The following is a 24,266-nucleotide window of genomic DNA, read 5'->3' on the forward strand; positions in this document are numbered from 1 at the left end:
GGCAGGGCAGCGTGACGCTCGTGCAGGCCCCGGCGGGGCCGGGCGGCCCCTGGTACCAGCGCATCGACTGGCTGAACGCCTTCTGGGTGGTGCTGCTGGTGCTGCCAGCCGCCAACGTGCTGCGCTCCACCGAGCTGCCTGCGGCCTTGCGGGCAGCCGCCCTCCTGGGCCTGCTCTGCTTCGCGGCAGCGGACGTGTGGGCCGTCTCCACCCTGCACCCCTGGCAGCAGCTGCCCGCGGACGCCACCTTGCGCCAGCAGCTGCGTCCGGTAGCGGGCAGGCTGGCTCTGCTGGCGGCGCTGTCCCTGCCTAGCGCTCCGGTCCTCGGCTGGTACCAGGTCTTCCTCCTTCCCTACCTGGTGGCGCTGCTGCTCTTCGCCACGCCTGCGCGCACCGGGGTGAGCCTGACCGTCGCCGCCTGTGCGCTGATGGTGACGGCGACCGCTCTGCTCGCCCCGCCCGGGCAGGTCTGGATGTCGCTGGGCTGCGCCAGCTCCTGCGCCTTCATTGTCGTGGGGCGCCTCGCGGCCGAGCTGTCTGAGCGGCGCCTGGCCCGGGAGGCTGAGCGGTTGGCCACCACCCAGCGGGCGGAGATCAGCCGGGACGTGCACGACATCCTGGGGCACACCCTGACCGTGCCGACCCTCAAGGCGGAGGTGGCCCAGCGCCTGGTACGGCGCGACCCGCAGCGGGCTGAGGCCGAGCTGGCCCAGATCATCGAGCTGTCCCGCTCGGCGCTGACGGACGTGCGCGCCACCGTCTCACGCCTGCGCACCCCCGACCTGGGCAGCCAGATCAAGGCCTCCTGCACAGCCTTTACCGCCGCCGGGCTAGAGGCCACCGTCCAGGGCACGGCCACGGGCGTCCCCGCGGAGCAGCGGCCCTTGCTGGCCTGGGCGCTACGTGAGGCCACCACCAACGTGATCCGGCACGCGCAGGCCCAGCACGTGCAGGTGGTGCTGGCCCCCGGGCTGCTGCAGGTGGTGGACGACGGCGTCGGCCTGCCGCCACAGACCGGGCAGGCTCCGGGCAACGGCTTGCGCGGCCTGCGGGAGCGGATTCAGGGCACCGGGGGCGAGCTGCGGCTGAGCAGCCCCGCCCCCGGGACCCCGCGGCCCGGAACCTGCCTGGAGGTGCGCCTGTGAACCCGGGTGCTCCCGGCGCGGGCGAGCCGATCCGGCTCCTGATAGCCGACGACCAGACGCTGGTGCGTGGCGCCCTGGCCACCTTGCTGGGGCTGGAGGCGGACCTGGAGGTCGTCGCCCAGCTGGACAACGGCCAGCAGGTGGTGGAGGCGGTGCGGGAGCACGCCGTCGACGTCGCACTGCTGGACATTGACATGCCGGTGGTGGACGGGCTGACGGCAGCCTCCCGCCTGCAGGCCTCCGGGCTGCCCTGCCGGAGCCTGATCGTGACGACCTTCGGGCGGCCCGGCTACCTGTCGCGGGCGCTGGAGGCCGGGGGGGCGGGCTTCGTGGTCAAGGACACCCCGCCCGAGGCGCTGGCGGCAGCCATCCGCACGGTGCACGCCGGGGGGCGGGTGATCGACCCGACCCTCGCCCAGGAGTCCGTGATCCTGGGCCCCAACCCGCTGACGGCCCGGGAGCAGGAGGTGCTGCGGGCCGCCGTCGACGGGGCGGACGTGCGCGAGATAGCCCAGGTGCTGCACCTGGGCGAGGGCACGGTACGCAACTACCTGTCCAGCGCGATCACCAAGACCCACGCCCGCAACCGCACCGAGGCGGCGCGCACCGCCGAGTCCAACGGCTGGCTCTGAGGCGTCTGCGGCGCAGGCCCGGGGGCTCAGGCCTGACAGGCTCGGGCCTCGTCCAGGCTCAGGCCTCGTCCAGGGTGGCCACGCGCTGGGCCGCGCGCTCGGCGGTCCACACGTCGCCGTCCAGGTCGCCGGGCAGCAAGGGGTTGCCTGCGGCCACGAAGGCGGGCTCGGCCACGCCCTGCGCCCGCTGCTGGTCGTAGTCCCGCAAGGTGCCCAGCACCCAGCGGGTCAGCCACAGCACGGCCACCAGGTTCAGGATCGTCATCAGGGCCAGGGCCACGTCCGCCATCACCCAGGCCAGGCTCAGCTCCACGACGGCGCCCAGGCCCGTGGCCGCCGTCATCGCCAGGCGCAGCGCCAGGCTGGAGACCCGGCGGCCCCCCAGGTAGGAGACGTTGACCTCCGCGAAGGTGGAGTAGCCCAGCACCGAGGAGTAGGCGAAGGTCAGCACCACGAAGCTCATGAACCAGATGACCCACTGCCCGGGCAGGGCGTCAGCCAGGGCGTGCTGGACCAGGGTGGTCTCCGCCCAGGCGGGCTCGACCCCGGGGGTGTAGACCTCCTTGGAGGCCAGCAGGATGGTCAGGCCGGTGGCGGTGCAGATCACGATGGTGTCGATGAAGACCCCCAGCGCCTGGATCAGGCCCTGGGTGACCGGGTGGGCGACGTCGGCGGTGGCGGCGCCGTTGGGAGAGGAGCCCTGACCGGCCTCGTTGGAGAACAGGCCGCGCTTGGTGCCGTTGAGGAAGGTGGCGAACAGCCCGCCACCGGTGCCCGCCAGGCCCGCCTTGAGGTGGAAGGCGCCCGCGACGACGTCGGCCAGCACCCCCGGCACCCGCGGCAGGGACACGATGATGACGAAGGCCACCACCAGCAGGTAGGCCAGGGCCATCAGCGGTACCAGCCACTCGGTCACACGCGCCACCACGCGCATCCCCGTCAGCAGGATCGGGGCGGTGACCAGCATGAGGAGCACAGCGGTGAGGGCCACCGGGACGCCGTGGGCCTCCTGGAGGGTCAGGGAGATGGTGTTGGACTGGACCATCGGGAAGATCAGGCCGTAGGAGAACACCAGCATGACGGCGAAGACCACGCCCATGCCGCGCCCCAGCCAACCGTGCCCGATACCGCGCTGCATGTAGTAGGCCGGGCCGCCCCTAAAGATGCCGTCGGCGGCGCGGACCTTGAAGACCTGCGCCAGGCTGGACTCGGCGAAGGAGGTGGCCATGCCCAGGAAGGCCACCACCCACATCCAGAACAGGGCGCCCGGACCGCCCAGGGTCACGGCCAGGGCGACCCCGGCGATGTTTCCGGTGCCTACGCGACCGCCCAGGCCGATCACGAAGGCCTGGAAGGATGACAGGGAGCCACGCTGGTGGCGGGAGCGCCGCACCAGGTGGACGGCACGGGTGAAGAGCCGCAGCTGCACGAAGCGTGTGGCCACGGTGAGCATGGCCCCGGTTCCCAGGAGCACCCAGATGAGGATGTTGCCGGAGACGAAGCCCTCCAGGCTCGCCAGGACGTCTACCAGCGAGGTGGGTTCAGTGCTCTGGGCGGCCAGAGCGGTCGGTGCTGCTTGCACGGTCGTGTCCATCCGTTGGGGAGCGGGAGTTCAGCCGGAGGCTACAACATACAGGGAGGTGAATACTTTTCCGTTCACCAGCCGGCCCCCACCCCCACCCCGCCCTTCTCTCGCGAGACCGGGACATCGGTACCGCGAGACCGGGACATATGGACCACGAGACCGGGACATATGGACCACGAGACCGGTAAGGGCTACCTAAGCTGTGGATAAATGGGGGCTGATCGTCAGGCAGCGACGGACGCCGGGCCCTGCCCGCTAGAGCCTTTCAAGCACCACCCCGCGCCTGCCCAGCGGCAGGGACCGCCTGGTCGTGGATCAAGGAGCCAGCACAGGCTCCAGCACTGGTTAAAGCACTGGTTCCAGCAAGGCGGTCAGGTCCTCAGCCGGGTCGCGGAGGTAGGTCACCGGCCCGGCCTCCACGCCAGGCACGGCCAGAAACTCCCGGGCACCGGTGGTGGCCAGACGCAGGATCTCGACGTCGGCCAGGCCCGCCCTCCGCCAGGCCAGGAGCTCGGCGGGCAGGCAGTCATGCGGCAGCGAGCCCCCGGCGTCGGAGCCGGGAAGGAGCCGGACCCCAGCGTCGTGCATGGCGGCGACCTGCGCCTCGTGAGCCGCGTGCAGGGACGTGACCGTGGCCGCGTAGCGCGGGTACCTGCCCCCAGCCTGCGCGGCGAAGGAGGGGAAGCGGTCGACCTGCAGGAAGGTGGGCGTCACCGCGATGCCGCGGGCGGCGATCTCGGCGATCTCGTCAGGGCCAGCGCCGGTGGCGTGCTCCAGGCAGTCGACTCCCGCCTCGATCAGCGGCCCCAGCGCAGCCCGGCTGAAGGTGTGGGCGGTGACGCGGGCGCCGGCCTCGTGGGCGGCAGCCACCGCCTCGGCCAGGACCGGCGCGGGCCACAGGGGCGCGATATCGGCGTCGACCCCCTGGGAGCGGTCGATCCAGTCGGCGACGATCTTGACCCAGCCGTCCCCGCACGCGGCCTGGCGGGCCACCGCCTCGGGGAGCTGGTCCGGGGAGGCGAGCTCCTCGGCGAAGCCAAGCAGGTAGCGCTTGGGGCGGGCCAGGTGGCGCCCGGCGCGGATGATGCGTGGTAGCGGCGGCGCGCAGCCAGCACCTTTACCGCGGTCCCACCCGACGGCGTCGGCACCGCCTGTGCCGCGGTCCCACCCGACGGCGTCGGCACCGCCTGCGCCACGGTCCCACCCGACGGCGTCGGCACCGCTTGCGCCAAGCTCAGCCGCAGCCACCTGTCCGGGGTCCTCCAGCCAATGTGTGTCCGTAGGCGCCCCGCAGTCACGGATGAGCCCGATACCCGCCCGCGCGGCGGCTCGTGCCTGAGCCAGGGCGGTCGGCCGGTTGACGGCGCCGCCGGGCCCCAGACCGATGTGGCAGTGGACGTCTACCAGCCCACCGGGGATGGTGTAGCCCTCCCCGGCTCGTCTGGTCAGCGGCGCCTGCCCCGGCTCCACACTCACGCTAGTAAGGCGACCCTTACCGGTCTCGCGGTACATATGTCCCGGTCTCGCGGTGCATATGTCCCGGTCTCGCGGTACATATGTCCCGGTCTCGCGGTACATATGTCCCGGTCTCGCGAGAACGGCGGGGCGGGCGGCATGAGGTCACAGGCCTAGGTGCCGGCGCAGGTCCTCGGGCAGGGCCGCCATCGCGTCAGCCATCGCCGCCCCGTCGTCAGCCGGGGCCCCCTGGCCGGGCATGATGCCGTAGCCCCCGGGAGCGGCCTGCGCCCCCAGCCCAAAGGCCGAGCCCGCTGCCTGCTGCGGCTGGGCCTCCACCGGGGCAGCACCCCCCTCGCGAGCGGCCCGCGCCTGGGCTGCCGCCTTGGCCGGGTTTCCGGAGCGCCCCTTCTTACCGCCCGTCTTCTTCTTGGACTTACTGGACCTGGGGGCCTGCCGGGCCTTGGCGTGCTTGCCCATGGCGGGCAGGGAGCCCATGCCGGTCATGCCTCCCATGCCCAGGTTGCCGGAGGCCATGGCCTCCATCATCTTCTTGGCCTGCGCGAAGCGCTCCACCAGCTCGTTGACCGCCTGCACGCTGGTGCCCGAGCCCTTGGCGATACGGGCGCGGCGCGAGCCGTTGAGGATCGACAGGTCGCGGCGCTCGGCGGGCGTCATGGAGCAGACGATCGCCTCCACCCGGTCCACCTCGCGCTCGTCGAAGGCGTCCAGAGCCTCCCGCATCTGCCCCATGCCGGGCATCATGCCCAGGAGCTTCTTCATGGAGCCCATCTTGCGGATCTGGCGCAGCTGGTTCAGGAAGTCGTCCAGGGTGAAGGTGCCTGAGGCGAGCTTGGCGGCGGCGTCCTCCGCCTCCTTGTCGTCAAAGGCCTTCTGCGCCTGCTCGATCAGCGTGAGCAGGTCACCCATGTCCAGGATGCGCGAGGCCATGCGGTCGGCGTGGAAGCGCTCAAAGTCCTTGAGCCCCTCACCGGTGGAGGAGAAGAGCACGGGCGCGCCGGTGACCCCCCGCACCGAGAGGGCGGCACCACCGCGGGCGTCGCCGTCGAGCTTGGAGAGCACCACGCCGGTGAAGCCCACGCCGTCACGGAAGGCCACGGAGGTGTTGACGGCGTCCTGCCCCACCATGGCGTCCAGCACGAACAGGATCTCGTGGGGACGGACGGCGTCGCGGATGCGCACGGCTTGGTCCATCATCTCGGCGTCCACGCCCAGGCGCCCGGCGGTGTCCACGATCACGACGTCGTAGGCGGCGGTGCGCGCCCGCTCCACGCCGGTGCGGGCCACCTGCACCGGGTCGCCGACGCCGTTGCCGGGCTCGGGGGCCCAGATATCCACCCCGGCGCGCTCAGCGACCACCCCCAGCTGGGTGACGGCGTTGGGGCGCTGCAGGTCGGAGGCGACCAGCAGCACCCGCTTGCCCTCGCCCTTGAGCCAGCAGCCCAGCTTCCCGGCCAGGGTGGTCTTGCCCGCGCCCTGCAGACCGGCCAGCATGATGACGGTGGGGCCGCGGTCCGCCCAGTTGAGCTCGCGCGTGGCCCCGCCCAGGACCTCCACCAGCTCGTCGTTGACGATCTTGACGACCTGCTGGCCCGGGTTCAGGGCCTTGGAGCGCACCGCGTCCTTGGCCTTCTCCCGCACCGCGGCGGTGAAGGAGCGCACCACCGGCAGGGCCACGTCAGCCTCCAGCAGGGCACGACGGATCTCCGTGACCGTGGAGTCGATGTCGGCCTCGGTCAGGCGGCCCTTGCCGCGCAGGGCGCTGAACGAGGCGGTTAGACGGTCGGAGAGGTTGCCGAACACGCGGGGTCCTTCCTGGGCGCCGGGGGCGCGTTGACTTCGGGTCCCGCCCCAGGAACAGGGCGGGCGGTGCTGCCGCCTAGGATAGCGTTCCGCTCCGCCACCTAGAGCAGGCGGGTGCCTCTCAACGCTGACGGGTGCCTCCAGAGCACGGGCACGCCGGGCCTCTGCCGTGCGTAGTCCTCGCGGGCCTGCTGGGCTTCCAGCTCAAGGGCACGCCGGGCGGGTCCCCCTAGGCGGGTGCGCCCGGGACGCGCCTGGCACGCCGGGCACGGACAGTTCCATGCAGGCGCTCAGCCCAGCAGGGCGTCCACGAAGCCCTCAGGGTCGAAGGGGGCGAGGTCGTCAGCGCCCTCCCCCAGGCCCACCAGCTTGACGGGCACGCCCAGCTCCCGCTGCACGGTGACGACGATGCCCCCTTTGGCGGTGCCGTCCAGCTTGGTCAGCACGATGCCGGTCACTCCCACGGCCTCGGAGAAGACCTGGGCCTGGCGCATGCCGTTCTGCCCGGTGGTGGCGTCCAGGACCAGCAGGATCTCACCCACGGGGGCGACCTTCTCCATGACGCGCTTGATCTTGCCCAGCTCGTCCATCAGCCCGGCCTTGTTCTGCAGGCGCCCGGCGGTGTCCACCAGCACGACGTCGGCCTCCTGGGCGGCAGCGGCCTGGGCGGCGTCAAAGGCCACGGAGGCGGGGTCGGCCCCCTCCTTGGCGGAGCGGATCACGGGCACGCCCACGCGCTCCCCCCAGGTGGTCAGCTGCTCGGCGGCGGCGGCTCGGAAGGTGTCAGCGGCGCCCATGACGACGCGCTTGTCCTGGGCCACCAGCACGCGGGCCAGCTTGCCGCAGGTGGTGGTCTTGCCGGTGCCGTTGACGCCCACCATCAGTACCGCGGCGGCCGGGGTGCCGGACTCCAGCCCGGCGGCGGGGGCGGGCTTGGCCAGGTTCAGGGAGCGGTCCATGCTGGGGTCCACCAGGGCCAGCAGCTCGGCGCGCAGGACGGCGCGGACGGCCTGGGGGTCCTGGGTGTCCAGCACCTTGGCCTGGGTGCGCAGGCGTTCCATGAGGCTGGTGGTGACCTCCAGGCCCAGGTCGGCGGTCAGCAGGGTGTCCTCGATCTCCTCCCAGTCGGACTCGGCCAGGTCCCCGCGCGAGAGCACGGACAGGACGGCGCGCCCAAAGCCCCCGGACCCGGCCAGGCGGGCCCGCAGCCGCTGCATGCGCCCGGGGATGGACTCGGGCAGGTCCAGGGTGGCGTGGGGGGCCGGGGTGGGGGCGGTGGCCTCCTCCGCGCTGACCGGCTTGTGGGCGGTGACCTCCGGCGGCAGCTCGGAGCCGGGGCGGCGGGAGACCAGGTACCACAGGCCGCCGACCAGGGCCACGGCAGCCAGCACGGCAAGGACTATGTAGATCGGGTCCATATACATAGGACAATAATGCCTGAAACAGCTGCCTAGGCTGGGGCACCGACACAGATCGGCGGCCTGTTCACTGGCTCGCCCAAGGCTGTGCCAGCTGCCTACGCCGTCGTAGTGGCGCCGTGCCGACGCTGGCAGCAGCAGACGGCGGGCGGGGCAGGCAGCCCCAGCAGACCCTGAGCCAGCAGGCTCGCCGCAGCGCCTTCAGGCCTTCAAGCCCCCGAACCGGCCCTCATGGTCTCGCCCCTGAGCCCGACTACGTCGCCAGGCCGGGCGGGTGCTGACGCCGGTCTGACGGCTCAGCCGACGCCGACCTTGCCGCGCCGGCCCACGCTGGTTGCGGCCTCCGCGTTGTCCAGGGCCCGGTCCACGGCCTTGACCAGCCCGGGGAAGGAGTCCGTGCCCATGTAGGCAGGGGTGGCGTCACGGACCATGAGCTCGTCCAGGGACACGGTGCTGGAGACGACCCGCACCGGCTCCTCGTCACGTGCGCGCAGGACCTTGAAGAAGGTACGCAGGTGAGCACCCCAGGTACGCAGGGGGTGCCGCTCCGCCAGCAGAGCGGCCAGGACCAGTAGCCCGACCAGCAGGAACATGAGCACAGGGATCAGGGGTGCCATATCTCCATGATGCCCCCGTGATAACCCGCACGCCAGCGGAGAGCTTATGCGAGACTTCACAGACCTGACTATCTGCTTGGTCATGATCGATACGTTCCCTAAATCACCACCATGCCACCACTAGGGTCGGGAGAAGGCTCCACCAGCCCCTGCCTCCTCTGCCCACCCGGCGTCCTCAGCCGCGCTCTGCCAGACGCTGGGAAACCGCCTTGGTAACACCCTCACGCATGGTGATGCCGTACAGGGCGTCAGCGACCTCCATGGTGCGTTTCTGGTGGGTGATGATGATGAGCTGGCTGGACTCGCGCAGCTCCGTGAAGATCTCCAGCAGCCGTCCCAGGTTCGTGTCGTCCAGCGCCGCCTCCACCTCGTCCATCACGTAGAAGGGCGAGGGGCGGGCCTTGAATATCGCCACCAGCAGGGCCACCGCCGCCAGGGACCGCTCCCCGCCGCTGAGCAGGGACAGCCGCTTGACCTTCTTGCCCGCTGGCCGCGCCTCGATCTCCACCCCCGTGGCGAGCAGGTCGCTGGGGTCGGTGAGCACCAGGCGCCCCTCGCCGCCGGGGAACAGGCGGTCAAAGACGTCCGCGAACTGGGCGGCGGTGTCCCGGAAGGCGGCCGAGAAGACCTCCAGCACGCGGGCGTCGATCTCCTCCACGATCCGCAGCAGGTCGTTGCGTGAGCGCTTGAGGTCGTCAAGCTGGGTGGCCAGGAACTGGTGGCGCTGCTCCAGGGCCGCGTGCTCCTCCAGGGCCAGGGGGTTGACCTTGCCGAGCCGGGCCAGGTCCCGCTGCGCCCGGGCCAGGCGCTTCTCCTGCTCGGCCCGCACGAAGGGCCGCCCCGCCACGGGTGCCGCTGCCACGGGCTCCCCCGCCCCGCCAGCCGCCCGGGAGCGCCCCGGGGCCAGGCCGTCCTGTCCATCTGCGCCGTCCTCGGCAGCATCCGGGACCGCTGCGGCCTCCTCCGCCTGCACCTCGGGGACCGGCATGTGGGGCCCGTACTCCTCCACCAGGTCCGTCAGGCTCATGCCCAGCTCGGCCAGGGCCCGCTCCCCCAGGGCCTCCAGGCGCATACGCTGCTCCGCGCGGGCCACCTCCTCCCGGTGGGCGGCGTCAGTCAGGGCAGAGAGCTCACGGGAGTGCTGGTCGATCTCCTCCCGGACGGCGTTGACGGCCTCGATGGTCTGCACCCGCTCCTGCTCCAGGTGGCGGCGCTGCTCCTGGGCACGGGTGACGGAGGCGGCGGCGGCCTGCGCGGCCAGCGTCGCCTGGTCCCGCACGTGGGTGGCCACCCGCAGGCTGGCCAGACGCCGGGACTCGGCCCGCTCCGCCTGGGCGCGCGCCTCCCGCTCACGACGGGCCGTGGCCCGCAGGGACTGTGCACGGCCCCGGCCAGAACGCTCCCGTTCCTCCGCCGTGCGCAGGGTCAGACGGGCCTCGGTCTCGGCGGCCCGGGCCTGGCTGGCGGTGGCCGCGGCAGTCTCCCGCTCATGGCGGGCCCGCTCCAGGACGGTCTCCTGGTCCGCCGGGTCCTTTCCGGACTCCTCCAGCTCGCTCAGGGCGGCGGAGGCGGCCGCCAGCTCGGCGGTGCGCGTGGCCAGCTCCCCCTCGGCCCGCTCCAGGACCCGCTTAGCCCGCCCCTCCTCCTCCGTGGCGGCCCGCGCGGAGGAGGCCAGGCGGGCCACCTCCTCCGCAGCACGGGCGGCCTCGGCGTCGGCCCGCCGCAGCGCCACCAGGGCCTGGGAGACCTGCTGGCGGGCGGCCTCCTCCTGGGCCCGGGCCTGCTCGACGGCGCCTGCGGCCAGGGTCTCCGCCTCCGCGGCCGCCTCCGCCTCACTGGCCGCCTCCTCGTGCGCGGCCGTCAGCTCCAGGACCGAGGAGGCCCCCCGCCCGGCCCCGACCACCCAGCCGGGCGCCAGCACGTCACCGGCCCGGGTCGCCACCACCGCCTCCGGCACGGCCTCACGCAAGGCAACCGCCTCATCCAGCCCGGGCACGACGACGGCCCCGGCAAGCAGCCGGTCCAGCAGGGCCGCCAGCGCGGGGGCCTCCTGCCCCGGGGACGGCAGCACCGTGACCAGGCCCCGGGCCGCGAGCGCCTGCGGGCAGGCGGTGGCCACGGCCTGGAGCAGGGGCGCGGCGTCGGCAGCAGGTGCTGGCACCTCCCCGTCAGCCAGCACCAGGCGTACCTGCCCCACGTCCTGCTCGCGGGAGAGGTCCAGGGCCTGGTGGGCGCTGGCAGCGTCGGTCATCAGGGCTGCGCCTGCCAGCTCGCCCAGCAGGCCGGCCACGGCGTTCTCCCAGCCGCGCTCCACCCGCAGCCACTCGGCCAGCGCGCCCAGCAGGCCGGAGGGGGCGGCCTCGATCAGCGCACCGGTGCCGTCCTTGGCCCGCAGGGACAGGGCCAGGGTGTCACGGCGAGCGGTCCAGGTGGCGACGTCCGCGGCTGCCTCCCGGCGGGCCTCGGTGGCCTTGGCGACCGCGTCCCGGGCGGCGGCCAGGGCCTGCGTGGCCTGGTCGTGCTCCGCCTGCGCCTGGAGGGCCTGGGCCTGCTCGGGGCTGAGCCCGGCGGGGCCGGTGCCGGTCCCGGGCTGCTCAGGACGTGCCGCCCGCTCTCCCCCGGCCTCCGTCAGCGCCTGCCGGGCCTGCTGGGCGCGCCCACTGGCGGCCTCCAGGGACTTGCGGGCCTGGTCCAGCGCCACCTGGGCGGCCTCGTGCCGGGAGCGGGCGGAGGCGACGCGCCCACCGGCCCGGGCCACCCGCTCCCGCTGCTCCGCCAGGCGGCGCTGCAGGGCGGCTAGGGCGGCCTCGGCGCTGGAGTCCGCGGCCTCGGCGTCCACCCGCTCCTGGCTGGCCTGGCTCAGGGCGCTGCGGGCAGCCTCCACCGCGTCAGCCAGCTCAGCCTCCTGGGCGGCGGCGCTGTCGGCACGGCGCTCCAGCTCCTCCGGGTCGGTGCCGTGGACGGCGTGGCGGACCTGGGACAGCAGCCGTACCCGCTCGGCGGCGACCTCCGCCAGGGAGGTCAGGGCCCGCGCCTGGCCGACCAGCTCCTCCCAGGTTGTGGTGGCCCGCTCCAGCCGCCGTCCGCTGGAGGCGTCCACGGCGGCGAGCTCGGCCAGGCGGTCACGAGCCTGCCGTTCCGCGGCGGCGGCCGCCTCCCGGCGTCGTTCCAGCTCCCCGGCGTCGGCCTGACCAGCCTCCAGGAGGGACTGGGCCTGGGCGACGTCGTCGGCCAGCAGGCGGGCGGTAGCGTCCCGCACCTCCACCTGGATGCTGCGGGCGCGGCGGGCCACGGCCGCCTGCCTGGCCAAGGGGCCCAGCTGGCGGCGCAGCTCGGTGGCCAGGTCGGTCAGGCGGGTCAGGTCCGCGGCCATGGAGTCAAGCTTGCGCAGGGCCCGTTCCTTGCGTCGGCGGTGCTTGAGGACCCCGGCGGCCTCCTCGATGAAGCCGCGGCGGTCCTCCGGGGTGGCGGACAGGACGGCGTCGAGCTGTCCCTGGCCCACGATCACGTGCATCTGGCGGCCCAGGCCGGTGTCTGACAGGAGCTCCTGGACGTCCAGGAGGCGGCAGGTGGTGCCGTTGATCTGGTACTCGCTGCCTCCGCCCCGGAACAGGGTGCGGGTGATAGTGACCTCGGAGTAGTCGATCGGCAGGGCGCCGTCGGTGTTGTCGATGGTCAGGGAGACCTCGGCGCGTCCCAGCGCGGGCCGGGAGCCCGCCCCCGCGAAGATCACGTCCGCCATGGAGCCGCCGCGCAGGTTCTTGGCGCCCTGCTCCCCCATGACCCAGGTCAGGGCGTCCACCACGTTGGACTTGCCGCTGCCGTTGGGGCCCACGACGGCGGTGATGCCGGGCTCCAGGCGGAGGGTGGTTGACGAGGCGAAGGACTTGAAGCCCTTGATCGTCAACGTCTTGAGGTGCACGCGCCCACGATACCCAGGTTTACAGGCACTGCGCGGGAGCCGGGGCGGGTGCTGGCGCCGGGCCCTGGATCCTGGTCCGGCCCCGCGAGTGCGGGCCAGCCCGTGGACGCGGACTCAACCTCCGGACGCGGGTGCGCCCGCGCAGGCGCGCCCCAGCCCGGGCCCGCCCCACAGTCCACGCCCGCGTCCCAGCCCGCTGCCACGGCGAGCAAGCGCACCCGGCCGGCAGAAGCACGCCCACACCTGCCCACCCGGCAGGAGCGGGAGCTCAGCCTTCCTCCCGCAAGGCGGCCGGGCGCGCCGACCAGGCAGCCGCCGCCAGGGAGGCCGCAGCCAGCGCCCAGGAGCCCAGGACCACCACCGGCCACCGCTGCGGCCAGTCCCCCACCACCTGCACCCAGCCCCAGGGCGCCGTCAGCCACAGCCCCGGCGCCCCGGACAGCACCGTGTTACCGGCGATCAGCAGGGAGGCCAGCAGGCCCAGCACCGTCACCGCCACGGACACCGCCACCGAGCAGGACTGGGCGAGCGCGTAGGCGAGCAGCTCCAGTGCCAGGACCACCCAGGCGAGCACCAGCAGCAGGTAGACGAGCCTCACCCCCACGCCGTCCTCCGCCTCCGGCCGGCCGGCTCCTGCCTGCGCCACCAGGAAGGCCAGCGTGAGCACACCCGAGAGGAACAGCCACCCGGGGACCAGGGCGGCCCCCAGCGCCCGCAGCGGGCCTACCCGCAGCAGCGCCCCGCGCCACCCCCGCTGCAGCCGCACCCAGGTGGAGACCCCCACGACCGTCGCCGCCACCGGCACCCCCAGCAGGGCCAGCAAGGACACCGTCAGGTGGGGGCCGTATACCTGTCGCACCGCCAGGGTCATCCCGACCAGCAGCCCGGCCAGGAGCGTCCAGAGGCCCCAGGGCAGGACGCTGCCCAGCCCCAGCACCACCCCTAGCACCCCCGGGCGTGCCCCACGGCTAGGCGGCCCTGCCACCGCTGGCTGCCCCACCGCCCCGGCCCCCGCTGCGGCGGCTGAGCGCCCGCCCGGCTCCAGGCGCGCCCTCCTGCCCCACGACGACGTCCCTCGCGCTGCCTCACCCGAAGCCGCCCCCGAGCTCGCTCCCGTACCTGACGGCGCTGCCGCACCTGCGGGCCGCACCGTCCCCCGCGCCCCTGCCAGGTGCCACCGGGGACCGTAAGCGTCCCGGCGAGCGGCCCAGAGGACCCCCGCCAGCACCACGGCCCCGAGCCCTGCTTGCAGCAGCACGCCCGGCAGGAAGGAGAAGTCCCAGGCGGCGGCCCCCGGCTCCAGGTTCACCGAGTTTCCGTGGACCCCCATCAGCGGCAGCGCCGGGCGGGTGCCCCAGGTCCAGGGCTGCAGCAGCCAGGAGGCTGACTCTGCCTGCACCGCCCCTGCCAGGCCCCACACCAGGCCGACGGCAGGAGCCAGTCCCACCGCCGCCCCACCGAGGAGCTGCGCCGTCAGCATCCCTCCCCAGGCCGCTGCGGTAGTAGCCACCCACTCCAGCAGCACCAGCGCCAGGTAGTCGTCGGCCGGTCCCCAGCCCGCGCCGGTGGCCAGGGCGTACAGCAGCACGGGCAGCAGCCAGGCCAGCTGGCAGGCCAGGGTGACGCAGGCGAGCACCAGGGCACGGGCACCAGCCACCTGGCGGGGGCCCAGGGGCAGCCACATGGTGCCCCCGCCCCGCACACGCTGCTCCCGCCACTGGTTCATGGCCCCGGCCAGGGCCGCGGTGGGCAGGGCCAGGCCAAAGGGGTAGACGGAGAGCCAGGCCAGGACGTTGCCAGCCCAGCGTCCCTCCGCCGTAGCCAGCCCCGCACCGGTGACGGCGGAGGCTACCATCACGGCCCACAGGGCCCAGAGGCTGGTCAGGGGCACCACCCCACGGGTGAAGGTGCGTCGGGTCCGCAGGGCCTCGGCCCGGACCGTCGCCGTGAAGGAGACGGGGCGGTGGGGGGCCTGGTCCCGGGCGGGCAGGCCGGGGGCAGCTGCTGGGGCAGTCATCGGGGGCTCACCCCCGTGCCTTGCACGAGCGCCAGGTAGGCGGCTTCCAGCCCGGGGCCGTCGTCAGGGTCAGCCAGTCCGGACAGGGGGCCTTCATAGGCCAGCCGCCCGGCCACCAGTACGCCTACGTCATCAGCCACCCGGGCCATCTCCCCCAGCTGGTGGCTGGAGACGACGACGGTGCGCCCCGCCCCGGCCAGCGACCGCAGCAGCTGGCGCAGCTCGATCACCCCCTGGGGGTCCAGGCCGTTCTGGGGCTCGTCAAGCACCAGCACCTCCGGGTCGGTCAGCAGCGCCATGGCCAGCGCCAGGCGGACCTTCATGCCGGTTGAGAAGCGGCCCGCCCTTCTGCGCCCGGCACCGTCCAGGCCCACCTGCGCCAGCAGGGGGCTGATGCGGGCGGGGTCGGTGCCGGTCAGGCGGGCGTGCACCAGCAGGTTGCGCGGCGCGGACAGCTGGGGGAAGAACGCAGGGCCGTTCAGGGAGGCGCCCACGTGGCTGAGCAGGTCCCGGCTCCAGGGCCGCCCCAGGATCTCGACGGCGCCTGCGTCAGCCCGCTGCAGGCCCAGGGCGATGCCCAGGGAGGTGGACTTGCCTGCCCCGTTGGGCCCGAGCAGGGCGTATACCCGGCCTGGCTGCGCGGTGAGGTCCAGGCCGCGCAGCACCTGGTTGGAGCCGAAGGCCTTGTGCACCTGGCGCAGGCACAGTCCAGGGGGGCCAGCCGGGACCGGCATCTGCGGGCTGAGGTGGAGTGTCTCGTTCATGCAGCCAGGCTGGCACCTGGCCCTGGGCCCCGTATCCCCCTTGGGTACACGGCTTGTGCGGGCCTCAGCCAGGAGCCGGGCCTGCGCCCCTCCCCAGGGAGGAGCCGCAACCACCTGGCTGCTGCGCCGTCGTCTCAGGCCGGAGGCACCAGGCCGCTGCGGAAGGCCAGCACGATCAGCTCCACCCGGTTGGTGCAGCCGGTCTTGATGAGCAGGGACTTCACGTGCGTCTTGACGGTGGACTCCGCCAGGTGCAGGCGCTCACCGATCTCGGCGTTGGGCAGCCCCTCGCACACCAGGGCCAGCACCTCCTGCTCCCGGCCGGTGAGCGGCTCCTGCACCACCTGGCCGCCCGGCTCCGCCGCCGGGGCCGAGGACGCGGCCGGGCTGCTGGCAGGGGCACCGGCTGCGGCTCCCGTTGCGGCCTCGCCCAGCTGTGCCAGCACGGTGCCGGTGACGGCCGGGTCCAGCCAGTGCCCGCCTGCCGCCACCTCCCGCACCGCCGCCACCAGCACCTGGGGCTGGGCGTCCTTGAGCAGGAAGCCCTGTGCCCCGGCCCGCAGCGCGCCGAGCACCAGGGCCTCCTCCTCGAAGGTGGTCAGCACCAGCACCGGCGTGCACGCGAGCAGCGGGTCGGCGCGCATCGCCTTGATGGCGCTGATGCCGTCCAGCACGGGCATGCGTATGTCCATCAGCACGACGTCGGCCCCGGCGCCCGCCTGCGCCAGCTGCCGCAGCAGCACCAGGGCGGCGGCGCCGTCGGTAGCGGTGCCCACCACCTCCAGGCCCGGCTGGGAGCCGAGCAGCAGGGAGAAGGCGGAGACCAGTAGGGCCTGGTCGTCCACCAGGACCGTCTTGACCGGGCTGGGGCTAGGGGGCTGCTGGTCCTTCACGCTTCCTCCGCCTTTCTGGTCGTGGTAGCGACGGGCAGGCAGGCCTGCAGCCGGAAGGCCGGGGTCCCGTCGGGGAGGGTGGTGGTACCGGTCTGGAGGCTCCCGGACACCAGGGCCAGGCGCTCTGCCAGCCCGGCCAGCCCGGCCCCGGGAGCCTCCACCGCCTGCGGCCCAGGGGCGGCGGGCAGGGGGTTGGTCACCTCCAGCTCGCAGCGGCCCGGGGGCAGGCGCAGGGTGAGGTGGGCGGAGCCGTCCCCGTGCCGTAGCGCGTTGGTCAGCCCCTCCTGGAGCGCCCGGGTCAGGGCCAGGCCCTGCAGACGCGTCCAGGTGGCGGTGGCCTCCCGCAGCCGGGGCTGCGCGGGGGTGTCTGCTACCAGGTGGAGCCCGGCCTGCCGGGCGCGCTCCAGCGCCTGTGCCAGGGCGTCGGCAACGACCAGGCCGGTGGGGGCCGGTGCCTCCGGCTGGCTGGGGCTGGCACGCAGCAGACGCACCAGGTCGCGCACCTCCTCCAGGGAGCTGGCGGCGCTGCGCTCGATGCTCTCCAGGGCCTGGGCCTGCACGCTGCCGCCCCCGACCGCGAGCGCGGTAGCGGCCTGCACCTTTATCGCGGTCAGGGAGTGCCCGAGCAGGTCGTGCAGCTCACGGGCGAGATCCAGCCGCTCCGCAGCGACCGCCGTGGCCCGGGTCTGCACCAGCAGCCGGGCCCGCTCCTGCGCCAGGCGGCGGCGGTGGCGCGCGTCGGAGGCGGTTAGCAGCACGGTCAGGGCGGCCAGGGCGGTGGCGGCCAGGCAGACCAGCAGCAGGCCGATAACGCTGACCTGCGGCTGTGCACCTGCGGAGAGCACGGAGAACACCTGGTTGCGGCCGGTCAGCAGCATGTTCACCGGGTTCACGAGGGTGCCCACCAGGGCGGTGGTCAGGGCCGCCTGCCGCCAGCGCCGCTGCGGGCTCCAGCGGGTGACCGCGTGCAAGGAGCTCAGGGCGGTCAGGCTCAGTGGGGACAGTCCCAGGGGCAGGGGCGAGAGCCAGGTGAGGGCGGCGTAGACAGCCAGGGCCGCGGCTGTCACGCAGAAGGAGCCGTGCAGGGCCCAGCGGCGGAGCAGCTGTGCTCCGGCGAGCACCACCGCCACCAGCAGGTCAGCCAGGTAGAAGGGGCTCGCTCCGAACCGGTTGATGAAGGACAGGCTGTTGCCTGCCAGCAGCAGGCACACCGCCCCTAGGGCCAGGTCAGTCCAGGGCAGGGCCCAGCGGGTACCGCCCCGGCCCAGCAGCCTGACGCTGAGCCGCCAGTCGGTGGCCGCGCGCAGGATGGCGGCGTCGGAGCTGTCGGGACCCAAGGTTCTCACCGGCAGGATTATCGTCCTGGGCGGGCCCGCGCGCCTCAGCAGCAGGGAGGAGCGTGGCTCCCCCCTAGGGAGGGCTAGGTTCCAGGGGCGCGTCCGGGACCCGGGCGGGCACCGCCCTGTCTCACAGCCCCAGGCCGACGTCGCGCAGCAGCTCCAGGGTCAGGTGCCGCCACTGCTGGGAGGGCAGGGAGCCGGGGTTGAGGTCGAAGACGTGGTCCGCGTAGGGCACCACCACCAGCTGGCTGCGCGCCCCGGCCCGCACCAGCTCCTGGTGCAGCTGCTCGCTGCCTGCCACCGGCACCACGTGGTCGCGCTCGCCGTGCACGATCAGCACCGGCGGCACCTGCGCCCCCAGCCCCTGCTCCCGCAGCGCCCGGGCCTTGACGAGGGGGCTGATCTCCAGGTAGCGCTGCGGCTTCTGGCGGGGGCTGCCCCCGGTGTACATGGCGGCCCGCCCAGCCACGTAGGGGGACATGATCGGGTCGGGGTTGTCGTGGAACCCGGCGGGGTCCGCTACCGGGTAGGTCAGGGACACGGCCCGCACCGGGGGCACCGGCTCCGCACAGACCTGCTCCATGGTTCCCAGTGCCTGACGCAGGGCGATCTCCAGGGCCAGGTGGCCGCCCGAGGAGTCTCCCACCAGGGCCAGGCGCTGCGCGTCACCGCCCCAGGTCCCGGCATTGCTCCCCACCCAGGACAGGCCCAGGGCCGCACGGGACTCGGCCAGCCACCAGGTGGGCAGGCTGGGCAGGGACAGCGGGTAGTCCAGGGCGATCGCCAGGTAGCCCTGCCGGGCGAACCAGGTGGCCTGCCCCTTGGTCATGGGGTTGCGCCGGTCACCGGTGCGCCAGCCCCCGCCGTGCAGCAGCACCACGACGGGCACGCCCTGCGGGTGGACGGCCAGCACCTCCTCGCGGCTCAGCACCCGGCCGGTGCCCTGGTGGCGGGGCAGCCAGACCCCCGCCTGCAGCCGCTGCCCGGAGTCCCGGTCCTCCATGAATACCGGCTCCAGGTCCGGCAGCCGCCCCCGTTGGCCGATCCCGGTAGCCTGCCACCAGCTGACCGGAGTGCCTGCCGCCTGGGCGGAGCGGAGCTGGGCGGTCCCGGCCACGCCGGTGGCCAGCAACGCGCAGGCGGACAGCACGGCGGCCAGGAGACGCAAGCGGCTGCGGCGTCGCCGGGAGGAGACGGCGGCCCCGGCTGCCAGCAGCAGGAGCAGGACGGAGACCGCCAGCCCCCACGTTCCCAGCATGAGCGAGTAGTCCAGGCCGGGCAGGGGCAGGAACATGGCCAGGGCCAGCAGCGCGCTCACCCCGGCGGCGGCCAGCAGGCAGGCGGTGGTGGCCGTGGCGGCACGAGCGCGCCAGGGGGTCGTCCGGGGAGCCTGCTGCACAAGGTCACCCTAACGAAGGATCCCGCTACGCACCGGGCTCCTCCGCCAGGATGAGGAGGATCGCGCCCCAGCCTCCTAGGATCACCGGTGAACTCCTAGGGCCTGCTAGCGCCTGCCAGGACCATGCCGGCCCTTCCGTACACACTCCACCCAGGACGGAGCACTAGATGCTCAAGATAAGCAACCTGTCCAAGCGCTTCGGCAGCGTGCAGGCCCTGGACCAGCTGTCCATCCACCTGGAGGACGGTGAGATCGTCGGCTTCGTCGGGGCCAACGGTGCCGGGAAGTCCACCACCATGCGTATCACCATGGGGGTGCTGGCCCCCGACTCCGGGGAGGTCAGCTGGGACGGACGGCCGCTGGACGCCAGCGTGCGGCGTCGGATCGGCTACATGCCGGAGGAGCGGGGCCTCTACCCCAAGATGAAGGTCGGGGAGCAGCTGGGCTACCTGGCCCGCCTGCACGGCCTGGGCAGGTCCGCGGCCAAGGCCACCGCCCAGGACTGGATGGAGCGCCTGGAGGTGGCGGCGCGGGCCGGTGACGAGGTGCAGAAGCTCTCCCTGGGCAACCAGCAGCGGGTCCAGCTGGCTGCTGCCCTGGTGGGCGCGCCCTCCCTGCTGGTACTGGACGAGCCCTTCTCCGGGCTGGACCCGGTGGCGGTCGACGTTATGAGCCAGGTGCTGCGCGAGCAGGCCGCGGCGGGCGTGCCCACCCTGTTCTCCTCCCACCAGCTCGACGTCGTGGAGCGCCTGTGCGACCGGGTGGTGATCATCCGCTCCGGCAGGCTGGTGGCTGACGGCACCGTGGCCGAGCTGCAGGCCACCGCCTCCCCCCGCTGGCGCGTCGTCGTCGAGCCGGGCTCCCCCACCAGACCCGACCAGCTGCAGCTGCCTGCCAGCCTGCCTGAGGCGCAGGTGGAGGCCGACGGCGGGCGGCTGGTCGTCACCGCCACCGGTCCAGACGAGCAGGCCCTGCTGGAGGCGGCCCGGCAGCTGGGGACGGTGCGGGAGCTGGGCCCCGTGCGCCACAGCCTGACCGAGATCTTCCGGGAGGCCCTGGCCGCCCCTCAGTCCCCCAGCGATGAGCAGAACGACAAGGAGAAGCAGGCATGAGCCCCACCGCACCACAGGCTAGCGGCCCTGCCGCCATGTCCCGCCGCAGCGAGATCCTGCTGGTGGCGGGACGCGAGCTGCGCACCCAGCTGCTGCGCAAGAGCTCCCTGATCTCCACCGCCATCATGCTGGTGGTTATGGTCGGGGGCATCATCGGCTGGAGCCTGTACAACAGCGGCACCGACCAGCCCTACCGCCTGGGGGTCAGCGGGGCCGACAGCCAGGTCTCCGCCGCCCTGGCCCAGGTCGTCACCTCCCAGGGGCAGGCGGTGGAGGTGGTCACGGCCGCGCCTCCCACCAAGCAGAGCCTGTGCGAGGACGCTCCGGAGGACGCCCCCAACCTGGTGCTGGACCTGAGCGGGGACAAGCCCAGGCTCAACGTGTGCGAGTCCGCGGACCCGGCGGTGGAGGCGGGCATCACCGCCGTGCTCCAGCAGAGCGCCCTGGCCGAGCAGTTCTCCTCCCTGGGCGGGGACCCCAGCGGCCTGGCCACCACCCTGGCCTCCGCCACCCCGGAGGTGGTGGCCCTGGACCCGCCCAGCACCGACCAGGAGGACTTTGGCGCCCGCTACGCCCTGCTGATGGCCGTGGACGTCCTGCTGATGATCACCCTGATGGGTGGCGGCCAGGCCATCGCCATGGGCGTGGTCGAGGAGAAGGCGAGCCGGATCGTGGAGATCCTGCTGGCCTGCGTGCGACCTACCTCCCTGCTGGCCGGGAAGATACTGGGCACCGGCACGGCCGTGGTGCTGTCCTACGGGCTCCTGGCTGCCGTGGGGCTGGCTACCGCCAGGTTGACGGGGGTCCTGCCGGAGGTGCAGGTCAACCTGGACGCGGTCCTGGTGGTCATGCTGCTGTGGATGGTGGTGGGCTTCCTGACCTTCGCCGTCCTGTTCGGGGCCGCTGGCTCACTGGTGAGCCGGCAGGAGGACATGCCCAGCACCACCGGCCCGCTGATCATGCTGGTCATGGCCCCCTACATGGCCTCCATCTACATGGCTCTGAACAGCCCGGAGGCGACTACGTGGCAGGTGCTGTCCTACGTGCCCTTCTTCTCCCCGTTCCTGATGCCGGCGCGGCTGGTGCTCGGGGTCTCCAGCTGGGGTGAGCAGGCTATCGGCCTGGCGGTGGCCGTTGCGGTGCTGCCTGTGCTGGTGTGGGTCTCGGCCCGTATTTACCAGCGGGCGGTCACCCGCACGGGGGCGCGGGTGCCGCTGCGGGAGGTGCTGGGGCGCAGGTCCGCCTGAACCACCTGACGACGACGCCCTGCGGGTGCCCAGGTCGCTGGGCCCCGCAGGGCGTTGCCGTGCTTACGACTGCTGCTGAGGCTAGTGCTGCCAGTGCTGTCAGCCCGACGCTCTCAGCAGACCCGGTGGCCCATTGACGTGCAGGAACCAGCAAGCCACCGGGCTCAGCAGCCGAGCGCGCCGGGCAGACCCTCTGGCCTCAACGGCCTCTGCGGGTCGACTGGCTCAGGCCGCGAGCTCAGGGAACCAGATGGCGATCTCCCGTGCGGCGGACTCGTCGCTGTCGGAGCCGTGGACCAGGTTCTCGATGGCCTCCCCGCCCCAGTCTCGGCCCAGGTCCCCCCGGATGGTGCCCGGCGCGGCGGTGGTGGGGTCGGTGGCCCCCATCAGGGAGCGGGCCCCCTCCACCACCCGGTGCCCTTCCAGGACCAGGGCCACCAGCGGCCCGGAGGACATGTAGCCCTCCACCCCCGGGTAGAAGGGCTTGGAGACGTGCTCGGCGTAGTGCTCCGCCAGGGTCTCGGCGGCGGCGGTGAGCAGGCGCAGGGCGACAACCTGGTAGCCCTTGTTCTCAAAGCGTCGCAGGATCTCGCCGGTCAGGCCCCGCCGCACGGCGTCGGGCTTGAGCAGGATCAGCGTGCGGGAGGGGAGCGTCGTCATGGGCGGGCGGTCCTTTCTCGCACCGTGCGGCTGGCGGGCGGCAGCGGGCGGTCTGGTGGGCGCGGCAGGGCGGGCGCCCCGGCGCGGCAACGGCAATCTAGCAAGCGGGCTTGCCGCCGGGAAGGCCGCCGGTCAGGACGGCGGCACAAGGCGTCACCTCAGGGCCGTGGCGGTACCGCCCTCAGCCAGAACCATCCCAGCCAGTATCTGCGCCAGCTACGGCGTCACAGCCCGCGACCAGCCAGGACCAGCACGGCAGAGACGGCCCAGCCAGGAACGGCAGCCGCTCAGGCGCGGCCGAACAGGGCGCGGGCCTCGGCGGCGAGCACCACCGAGCCCAGCACCAGCACCCCGGAGCTGGGCAGGGGGCCGTCGTGGCGCTCCGCCAGCTCCTGCGCCCGCTCCAGGCCTGCGGGCAGGCTGTCGGCAGCCTGCACCCGGTCGGCCCCGAAGACCTCCCGCGCCACCTCAGCCAGGTCCTCAGCCGCGGCCGCCCGCGGCGAGTCCACGGGCACGCAGACCACCGCCTCGCAGAAGGGCTCCAGCTCGGCGAGCACCCCCTCCAGGTCCTTGTCCGCCATGAGCCCGAGCACCGCCACCAGGTGCGTGAAGCCAAAGACCTCCTCCACCGCCTCACGCAGGGCGGCCACCCCGTGGGGGTTGTGGGCGGCGTCCACCAGCACGGTGGGTGAGGAGCGCACCACCTCCAGGCGCCCGGGGCTGGTGACGGAGGCAAAGCCCTCCTCGACGATCCGCGCGGGCAGCAGGCGCCCCCCGAACAGGGCCTCGGCGGCGGCCAGGGCCAGCAGGGCGTTACGGGCCTGGTACTCCCCGTGCAGCGGCACGAACACGTCCTCGTAGACGCCCGCGGCGGTGCGCAGGGTTACCAGCTGGCCGCCCACCGCCAGCTCCCGGTCCACCACCGCCAGCTCCCCGGCCTGCGGCGCGCCGGGCTCTGCCTGCGGCTCAGAGTCCGGGTCCGCCTCGCGGCGCCACACCACGGCGTGCTCCTGGGCGGCCTGGCTGATCGGCCCCAGGGCCTGCTCGGGCTGCCGCGCGGTGACCAGGGTGGCGCCGTCCTTGATGATCCCGGCCTTCTCGGTGGCGATCTCGGTGAGGCTGTCCCCCAGCCACCTGGTGTGGTCCAGCCCGACCGGGGTGATGACCTCCACCTCGGAGGCGACCACGTTGGTGGCGTCCCAGCGCCCGCCCATGCCGACCTCAATCACCGCCACGTCCACGGGGTAGTCGGCGAAGGCGGCCAGCGCCATGACCGTGAGCACCTCAAAGAAGCTCAGGCGCGGCCCGCCCTTGGCCTGGCTGTCCTGGTCGACCATCGCGATGTAGGGGGCCACGTCCTCCCAGGCCGCGATAAAGCCCTCCTCGCTGATGGGCTCCCCGTCCAGGCTGATGCGCTCGCGGATGGTGGCCAGGTGGGGGCTGGTGAAGCGGCCCGTGCGCATGCCGGTGGCGGCCAGGAGGCGCTCGACCATGCGGGCGGTGGAGGTCTTGCCGTTGGTGCCGGTCACGTGCACCACACGGTAGGCGCGCTCCGGGTTGCCGATAATGTCCAGCACGGCCTCCACCCGCTCCAGGGAGGGCTGCACCTGGTGCTCGGGGGCCCGGGAGAGGATCTCCGCCTCCACCTCACGCATCCGCTGGGCGACGACGCTGCGACGGCGGGCCTCCAGCAGGGCGGTGGTGTGGGCCGCACCTCCGCGCCCGTGGTCGGCGACGGCGACGGCGGCGTCGTCAGCCTCGTCGGCGCTGCGGGCTGAGGCGCTGCCGGAGGCGGAGGCGGCCGGGTCCGGCAGGACGGGCTCCCAGTCGTTCCAGTCGTCGCTGTCGTCGGCGTCCACCTCAGCCAGGAGCTCGTCCAGGCGGGCCAGGTCCCCGCCGGGGACCAGGTTGTGGGCCACCAGCTCGCGCAGGGCGGCCAGGCGCTCGTCCTCGGCCTCCTGCTCGCGCTCGGCGGCGGTGCGCCCGGCCTCACGGACCTCCGCAATGGACAGGCCGTCCTCGGAGTCGGCGGCCTCCAGGTAGGGCAGCAGCTCGGGGTCCACACCACCGCCGGGGCCTGCGGGGTTGAAGATGGCGTCCACGACCTCCTCGCCGGTGGCGCCCGCGGGGATACCGAAGGCGGCGCCAGGGTGGCTGCCCTCGACCTGCTGGCTGGGCTGGCTGGCGTGGTGCTTGTGCTCGCTGCTCATCTGCTGCTCTCCCCTGTTGGTGGACC

Annotated in this window: 17 protein-coding genes; 4 read left to right on the forward strand and 13 right to left on the reverse strand. The window is 73.4% G+C overall.

All coding sequences use genetic code 11. From position 1 onward, the window contains the following. The first annotated feature begins 11 nt into the window (after positions 1-11). On the forward strand, positions 12-1,145 hold the full coding sequence (locus JG540_RS06935; RefSeq protein WP_200274897.1) for a sensor histidine kinase: 1,134 nt from the start codon (positions 12-14) through the stop codon (positions 1,143-1,145). Then, the gene (locus JG540_RS06940) at positions 1,142-1,777 is read left to right on the forward strand and encodes a response regulator transcription factor (protein WP_200274898.1); all 636 of its coding nucleotides are present in this window, start codon (positions 1,142-1,144) and stop codon (positions 1,775-1,777) included. The genes JG540_RS06935 and JG540_RS06940 overlap by 4 nt, the downstream gene beginning before the upstream one ends. A gap of 58 nt (positions 1,778-1,835) precedes the next feature. Here the strand turns inward: JG540_RS06940 and JG540_RS06945 are convergent, their stop codons facing one another. The 11 genes from JG540_RS06945 to JG540_RS06995 all read right to left on the reverse strand — a co-directional run bounded on the left by JG540_RS06945 (position 1,836) and on the right by JG540_RS06995 (position 19,011). Beyond that, positions 1,836-3,359: an alanine/glycine:cation symporter family protein gene (locus JG540_RS06945; protein WP_234042726.1), complete on the reverse strand. Its 1,524-nt coding sequence runs from the start codon at positions 3,357-3,359 to the stop codon at positions 1,836-1,838. Between the two features lie 348 nt (positions 3,360-3,707). Beyond that, positions 3,708-4,838: an amidohydrolase family protein gene (locus JG540_RS06950; RefSeq protein ID WP_200274900.1), complete on the reverse strand. Its 1,131-nt coding sequence runs from the start codon at positions 4,836-4,838 to the stop codon at positions 3,708-3,710. Between the two features lie 144 nt (positions 4,839-4,982). Continuing rightward, positions 4,983-6,641, reverse strand: coding sequence for a signal recognition particle protein (gene ffh, locus JG540_RS06955; RefSeq protein WP_200274901.1), 1,659 nt, complete (start codon positions 6,639-6,641; stop codon positions 4,983-4,985). Between the two features lie 290 nt (positions 6,642-6,931). After that, entirely contained in the window at positions 6,932-8,059 is a 1,128-nt protein-coding gene (gene ftsY, locus JG540_RS06960) for a signal recognition particle-docking protein FtsY (RefSeq protein ID WP_200278222.1), read from the reverse strand. A gap of 296 nt (positions 8,060-8,355) precedes the next feature. Next, entirely contained in the window at positions 8,356-8,676 is a 321-nt protein-coding gene (locus JG540_RS06965; protein ID WP_200274902.1) for a hypothetical protein, read from the reverse strand. A gap of 175 nt (positions 8,677-8,851) precedes the next feature. Beyond that, positions 8,852-12,598, reverse strand: coding sequence for a chromosome segregation protein SMC (smc, locus tag JG540_RS06970; protein ID WP_200274903.1), 3,747 nt, complete (start codon positions 12,596-12,598; stop codon positions 8,852-8,854). A gap of 268 nt (positions 12,599-12,866) precedes the next feature. After that, positions 12,867-14,615, reverse strand: a complete 1,749-nt coding sequence (locus tag JG540_RS06975) for an ABC-2 family transporter permease (protein WP_200274904.1) — start codon at positions 14,613-14,615, stop codon at positions 12,867-12,869. After that, positions 14,612-15,379 (reverse strand): ABC transporter ATP-binding protein, encoded by a 768-nt coding sequence (locus tag JG540_RS06980; RefSeq protein ID WP_200274905.1) that lies wholly within the window; start codon positions 15,377-15,379, stop codon positions 14,612-14,614. Before JG540_RS06980 ends, JG540_RS06975 begins: the two co-directional genes overlap by 4 nt. A 134-nt stretch (positions 15,380-15,513) precedes the next feature. Next, positions 15,514-16,272 (reverse strand): response regulator transcription factor, encoded by a 759-nt coding sequence (locus tag JG540_RS06985; protein WP_234042728.1) that lies wholly within the window; start codon positions 16,270-16,272, stop codon positions 15,514-15,516. After that, positions 16,269-17,618: a sensor histidine kinase gene (locus tag JG540_RS06990; protein ID WP_234042729.1), complete on the reverse strand. Its 1,350-nt coding sequence runs from the start codon at positions 17,616-17,618 to the stop codon at positions 16,269-16,271. The genes JG540_RS06985 and JG540_RS06990 overlap by 4 nt, the downstream gene beginning before the upstream one ends. Positions 17,619-17,739: 121 nt before the next feature. Beyond that, positions 17,740-19,011, reverse strand: a complete 1,272-nt coding sequence (locus tag JG540_RS06995) for an alpha/beta hydrolase (RefSeq protein WP_200274907.1) — start codon at positions 19,009-19,011, stop codon at positions 17,740-17,742. Positions 19,012-19,178: 167 nt separating this feature from the next. Between JG540_RS06995 and JG540_RS07000 the strand changes: the two genes are divergently transcribed. Together JG540_RS07000 and JG540_RS07005 are read left to right on the forward strand one after the other, a co-directional pair. After that, positions 19,179-20,123, forward strand: coding sequence for an ABC transporter ATP-binding protein (locus JG540_RS07000; protein WP_200274909.1), 945 nt, complete (start codon positions 19,179-19,181; stop codon positions 20,121-20,123). Beyond that, the gene (locus JG540_RS07005) at positions 20,120-21,370 is read left to right on the forward strand and encodes an ABC transporter permease (protein ID WP_200274911.1); all 1,251 of its coding nucleotides are present in this window, start codon (positions 20,120-20,122) and stop codon (positions 21,368-21,370) included. The genes JG540_RS07000 and JG540_RS07005 overlap by 4 nt, the downstream gene beginning before the upstream one ends. A 225-nt stretch (positions 21,371-21,595) precedes the next feature. Here JG540_RS07005 and ndk read toward each other — a convergent pair whose 3' ends face one another. Further along, positions 21,596-22,030, reverse strand: a complete 435-nt coding sequence (gene ndk / locus JG540_RS07010; protein ID WP_200274913.1) for a nucleoside-diphosphate kinase — start codon at positions 22,028-22,030, stop codon at positions 21,596-21,598. Between the two features lie 287 nt (positions 22,031-22,317). Next, complete coding sequence (locus JG540_RS07015) at positions 22,318-24,240, reverse strand: bifunctional folylpolyglutamate synthase/dihydrofolate synthase (protein WP_200274915.1); 1,923 nt, start codon at positions 24,238-24,240, stop codon at positions 22,318-22,320. Positions 24,241-24,266: the final 26 nt, after the last annotated feature.

The organism is Actinomyces weissii (assembly GCF_016598775.1).
Taxonomy (GTDB): Bacteria; Actinomycetota; Actinomycetes; order Actinomycetales; family Actinomycetaceae; genus Actinomyces; species Actinomyces weissii.

What these genes read in the sequence shown, in the direction of transcription:
- ftsY (WP_200278222.1), bottom strand. Translation starts at nt 8,059, where the DNA reads ATGGACCCGATCTACATAGTCCTTGCCGTGCTGGCTGCCGTGGCCCTG.
- JG540_RS06965 (WP_200274902.1), bottom strand. Translation starts at nt 8,676, where the DNA reads ATGGCACCCCTGATCCCTGTGCTCATGTTCCTGCTGGTCGGGCTACTG.
- JG540_RS06975 (WP_200274904.1), bottom strand. Translation starts at nt 14,615, where the DNA reads ATGACTGCCCCAGCAGCTGCCCCCGGCCTGCCCGCCCGGGACCAGGCC.
- JG540_RS06980 (WP_200274905.1), bottom strand. Translation starts at nt 15,379, where the DNA reads ATGAACGAGACACTCCACCTCAGCCCGCAGATGCCGGTCCCGGCTGGC.
- JG540_RS07000 (WP_200274909.1), top strand. Translation starts at nt 19,179, where the DNA reads ATGCTCAAGATAAGCAACCTGTCCAAGCGCTTCGGCAGCGTGCAGGCC.
- JG540_RS07005 (WP_200274911.1), top strand. Translation starts at nt 20,120, where the DNA reads ATGAGCCCCACCGCACCACAGGCTAGCGGCCCTGCCGCCATGTCCCGC.
- ndk (WP_200274913.1), bottom strand. Translation starts at nt 22,030, where the DNA reads ATGACGACGCTCCCCTCCCGCACGCTGATCCTGCTCAAGCCCGACGCC.
- JG540_RS07015 (WP_200274915.1), bottom strand. Translation starts at nt 24,240, where the DNA reads ATGAGCAGCGAGCACAAGCACCACGCCAGCCAGCCCAGCCAGCAGGTC.